The organism is Pseudomonas sp. (genome assembly GCF_026224925.1).
GTDB lineage: Bacteria > Pseudomonadota > Gammaproteobacteria > Pseudomonadales > Pseudomonadaceae > Aquipseudomonas.
Genome location: NZ_JAMFRV010000706.1, coordinates 1 through 3,965, shown reverse-complemented (window position 1 = coordinate 3,965; position 3,965 = coordinate 1). Strand labels below are relative to the sequence as shown.

The window sequence follows — 3,965 nt, the reverse complement described above, 5'->3', positions numbered from 1 at the left end:
CGGTCTTCGTTAGGAATCTCGATGCCGACCGTGGTTTTGCAAGGAATCACTTCAACTACACGAAAGCTGGTCACAGCCAGCGAGCGCGCCAAATCCTTGGCCAAGTTCGAAATACGACTGACCTTGACCCCAGCGGCAGGCTGGATTTCGTAACGGGTGATCACCGGGCCTGGATGAATCGAGTCCACGCTGACCTCGACGCCAAACTCTTTGAGTTTGATTTCCAGCAAATGCCCGACCGCAGCCAGTGATTCGGGAGAATAGTTAAGTTTCTTGGCTTCGGCCGGGTCGAGAATCGAGATGGGCGGCAAGGTGCCTTCCACGGCGCTGTCGATAAACAGCGGCGCCTGCTTCTCTTTCTGCACGCGCTTGCTTGGCTCTGGTGCTTTGGCCGGTGCTGGCGCAATTACCGCCGGCACGTGTTTCTCGCGCTGGGTCATGTGCTGGCTCAGCGCTTGCTCACGTTCGATCAAGCGCTCTTTGGCTTTGGCCTGCTCACGTCGATCGGAAGTAACCGGTGCTACCACTTCGGTGACGCGGCTGTCGACCTCACGCAATTGGGCAACCATCTGCTTGCGTTCGGTGCGCGACGACCACCAGCGATTGGCTGCGCTTTGGAACAATTCAAACAGGTCCAGGGTGATTTTGCCCGTGACGTCCATCACTTTGAACCAGGACAGGTCGGTGAACACCGTCAGACCGAACAGGAACAGCGCAATGAACAACAGCGTGCTGCCCTGGATGTTCAAGGCGTTCTTTGCCAGATTGCCCAGGCTTTCACCCAGAGCTCCACCGCTCGACGCAGGTAGGCCGGCCGTAAAATGGAAATGGATATGGGCCAGTGCCGCGCCGGACAACACCAGGAAAACCAGACCGATCAAGCGCCAGGAGAACAGCCAACCGCTCCACTGCCACGGCTCATGCCGTTGGCGAAATATCTGGTAGGTCTTGATCGCCAGCAATAGCGGAAAGATGTAGGCGAAGTAACCCAGCACCATGAATAGGATATCGGCGGAGAACGCGCCGGCGCGGCCCGCAGCATTTTGCACCTGCTGTGAGTTGCTGGTATGGCTCCAGCCTGGATCAGTCTGGTCGTAAGTCAGCAACGCCATCATCAGATACAGGCACAGGGCGCCAATGGCAATCAGCGCACCTTCCTTGAGCCGGTAGTGCAACTGCTGACGCCAGAGCGGTACGGGACTGGGTGCTACGGTGGATTTCTTCAAAACGCTTCTTTTCCTGCGCCTCAGCGCGACCATCTGGTGATTGACTACAAAAATATAACTGTCCAGCGCCCAGAAAGAATAAACCAACGGCACCGTTCACTTCCAACTCGGTCGAAAACTTGAACGCATACTAACAAGAACGGCATTGTACGGGTTTGTGCCGCCGATGCCACGCTGGACTGGCGTGGGTTAGCATAGCTTCATGTATCTGCGGGACAGTGTAATTTGAGCATGCATTGTCTTTCGTGACAAAGGGTTATGAGATGCTTTCCATGGGTGCCATTAAACAGGCTCACACTGTAATGCTAAATAGTGAAGCGATGGCCTACTGCCTTTTACCGTGGTCATCGGCAGCACGTTTCTTTAACGGGACCGTCTACGACCACGCTGAAGGCACAGAGTTGCAGCAGCGGCTTGATTGCGCCCTCCCCTTCCGGAAAATTCTGACACCATGTTGACTTGGTTACAGCGTAATACCCTGACGTTTCCGCCCCTGGAAAAAGCCATGCGCGATCCCAATGGCCTACTAGCGGCGGGTGGCGACCTGTCCGCGGATCGGTTAATTCAGGCCTATCGGCATGGTTGTTTCCCCTGGTTCTCGGAGGGCCAGCCGATCTTGTGGTGGTCACCGGATCCGCGCACGGTGCTGTTCCCGCAAGAGCTGCATGTCTCCCGCAGCCTGGGCAAAGTGATGCGTCAGGGAAATTATCAGGTCACCTTCGATCAGGATTTTGCGGCAGTGATACAGGCGTGCGCGGCGCCACGCACCTACGCCGAGGGCACCTGGATCACCGACTCAATGCAGTCGGCTTACCTGGAGTTGCACCAACGCGGCTTTGCCCACAGCGTTGAGGTCTGGGAGCAAGGCGTGTTGGTCGGTGGACTTTATGGCTTGGCGATGGGTCAACTGTTTTTCGGGGAGTCCATGTTCAGCCTGGCCGATAATGCGTCGAAAGTTGGCTTTGCGACGCTGGTCGAGCGACTGACTGCATGGGGCTTCGTGCTGATCGATTGTCAAATGCCGACACAACATCTGCACAGTTTTGGCGCCAGATCCATTGCGCGCAAGACGTTTGCTGATTACCTTCACGCCCATCTGGATCTGCCGACTATCGCCGACTGGTTACCTAGGCGAGTTTCATAGGCTGACATACACTCTTACTAGAGATTTTATCCGAGGGTCGATCCATGACCGAGCTGGCGCGACTTAAGTTCTATGCCACTCAACCCCATTCCTGCAGCTATTTGCCTGAGGAACAGGCGACGACGTTATTTCTGGATCCCAGCCAGCCAATGGACGTTCAGGTGTACGCCGACCTTTCCGACATGGGTTTCCGTCGCAGCGGCGATCACCTTTATCGGCCACACTGCCAAAACTGCAGTGCCTGCGTGCCTGCGCGCATCCCCGTCGGACTATTCGTTCCGGATCGTCAACAGAAACGTATTTTCAAACGCAATGTCGACCTGCAAGTCCGCGCAGCCAAGCCACATTTCAGCGAAGAGTATTTCGACCTGTATCAGCGCTATATCGAGCAGCGTCACGCCGACGGCGACATGTATCCGCCCAGCCGCGACCAGTTTTCCACTTTTTTAATTCGCGATCTGCCGTTCTCGACTTTCTATGAATTCCGCCTCGAAGGACGCCTGCTGGCGGTGGCCGTTACTGACCTTCTGCCGAACGGTCTTTCGGCGGTTTATACCTTCTATGAACCGGGCGAAGAACGCCGCAGTCTGGGCCGCTACGCCATTCTCTGGCAGATCGCCGAAGCGGCCCGGTTACACCTGCATGCGGTGTACCTGGGCTACTGGATCAAGAACTGCAAAAAGATGAATTACAAAACCCAATATCGGCCAATTGAGCTCCTGACAAATCAGCATTGGGTCACTCTTTATTGAAGCGCTTGGCGTAAGCCCTATTTTTCGGGCACAATGCACGCCGCTTTTGCCTGGCGCAGTTGCACCGGGCCACTCATTGGATACCGAGGGCTTTTACTGCATGTCGAAAGAAGACAGCTTGGAAATGGAAGGTACTGTCGTCGACACCCTGCCCAACACCATGTTCCGTGTGGAGTTGGAAAATGGGCACATCGTCACCGCGCATATCTCCGGCAAAATGCGCAAGAACTACATCCGTATTCTTACCGGTGACAAAGTGCGCGTCGAAATGACGCCGTACGACTTGAGCAAGGGCCGCATTACTTACCGCGCCCGCTAACAGGTCTTAACAAAAACGCCCGGTTAATGCCGGGCGTTTTTGTGTGCCCTGGTTTTGTATGGAATACCACAACATCTGATCGCGCCTTGTCCGCATTTGATACCGCAAAACAACCGCGCACAAAAAAGCCCCGCACTCACCTTCCAGTGGATGCGGGGCTTTTTCGTTTAGCCTGCTTAGGCCATTTCTGCCGTGGTCTCGAAGTCGAAGGTCATTTCTCCGTCCTTGACGTCGATGTGCACTACGCCGCCATGCTCAGCCAGTTCACCAAAGAGAATCTCTTCAGCCAGCGGACGCTTGATTTTATCTTGAATCAAGCGAGCCATTGGTCGAGCACCCATCTGCGCATCATAGCCACCTTCCGCCAACCAGGTTCTGGCCGCGTCGGTCACTTCAAGCAGCACACGCTTGTCTTCCAGTTGCGCCTGCAGTTCGGTAAGGAACTTGTCCACCACGCTTTTAATCACCTCATGGCTGAGGCGAGAAAATTGAATAATGGTGTCCAGACGGTTCCGGAATTCCGG

The 3,965-nt window shown here is 55.2% G+C and carries 4 protein-coding genes and 1 pseudogene; 3 read left to right on the top strand and 2 right to left on the bottom strand.

Features of this window, described 5'->3' with window-relative positions; genetic code table 11:
* On the bottom strand, window positions 1–1,259 hold a 1,259-nt coding region (locus tag M0974_RS29505), incomplete at its 3' end, for a DNA translocase FtsK 4TM domain-containing protein (RefSeq protein ID WP_297845372.1).
* A gap of 418 nt (window positions 1,260–1,677) precedes the next feature.
* On the opposite strand from M0974_RS29505, the gene aat reads away from it, so the two are divergent.
* The 3 genes from aat to infA all read left to right on the top strand — a co-directional run bounded on the left by aat (window position 1,678) and on the right by infA (window position 3,441).
* Entirely contained in the window at window positions 1,678–2,370 is a 693-nt protein-coding gene (gene aat / locus M0974_RS29500; protein ID WP_297845370.1) for a leucyl/phenylalanyl-tRNA--protein transferase, read from the top strand.
* Window positions 2,371–2,414: 44 nt separating this feature from the next.
* Entirely contained in the window at window positions 2,415–3,122 is a 708-nt protein-coding gene (locus M0974_RS29495) for an arginyltransferase (RefSeq protein WP_297845369.1), read from the top strand.
* A 100-nt stretch (window positions 3,123–3,222) separates the two neighbouring features.
* On the top strand, window positions 3,223–3,441 hold the full coding sequence (infA, locus tag M0974_RS29490; protein ID WP_219064427.1) for a translation initiation factor IF-1: 219 nt from the start codon (window positions 3,223–3,225) through the stop codon (window positions 3,439–3,441).
* Window positions 3,442–3,617: 176 nt separating this feature from the next.
* Here the strand turns inward: infA and clpA are convergent.
* Window positions 3,618–3,965: pseudogene (gene clpA, locus M0974_RS29485) on the bottom strand (ATP-dependent Clp protease ATP-binding subunit ClpA); the annotation flags it as partial.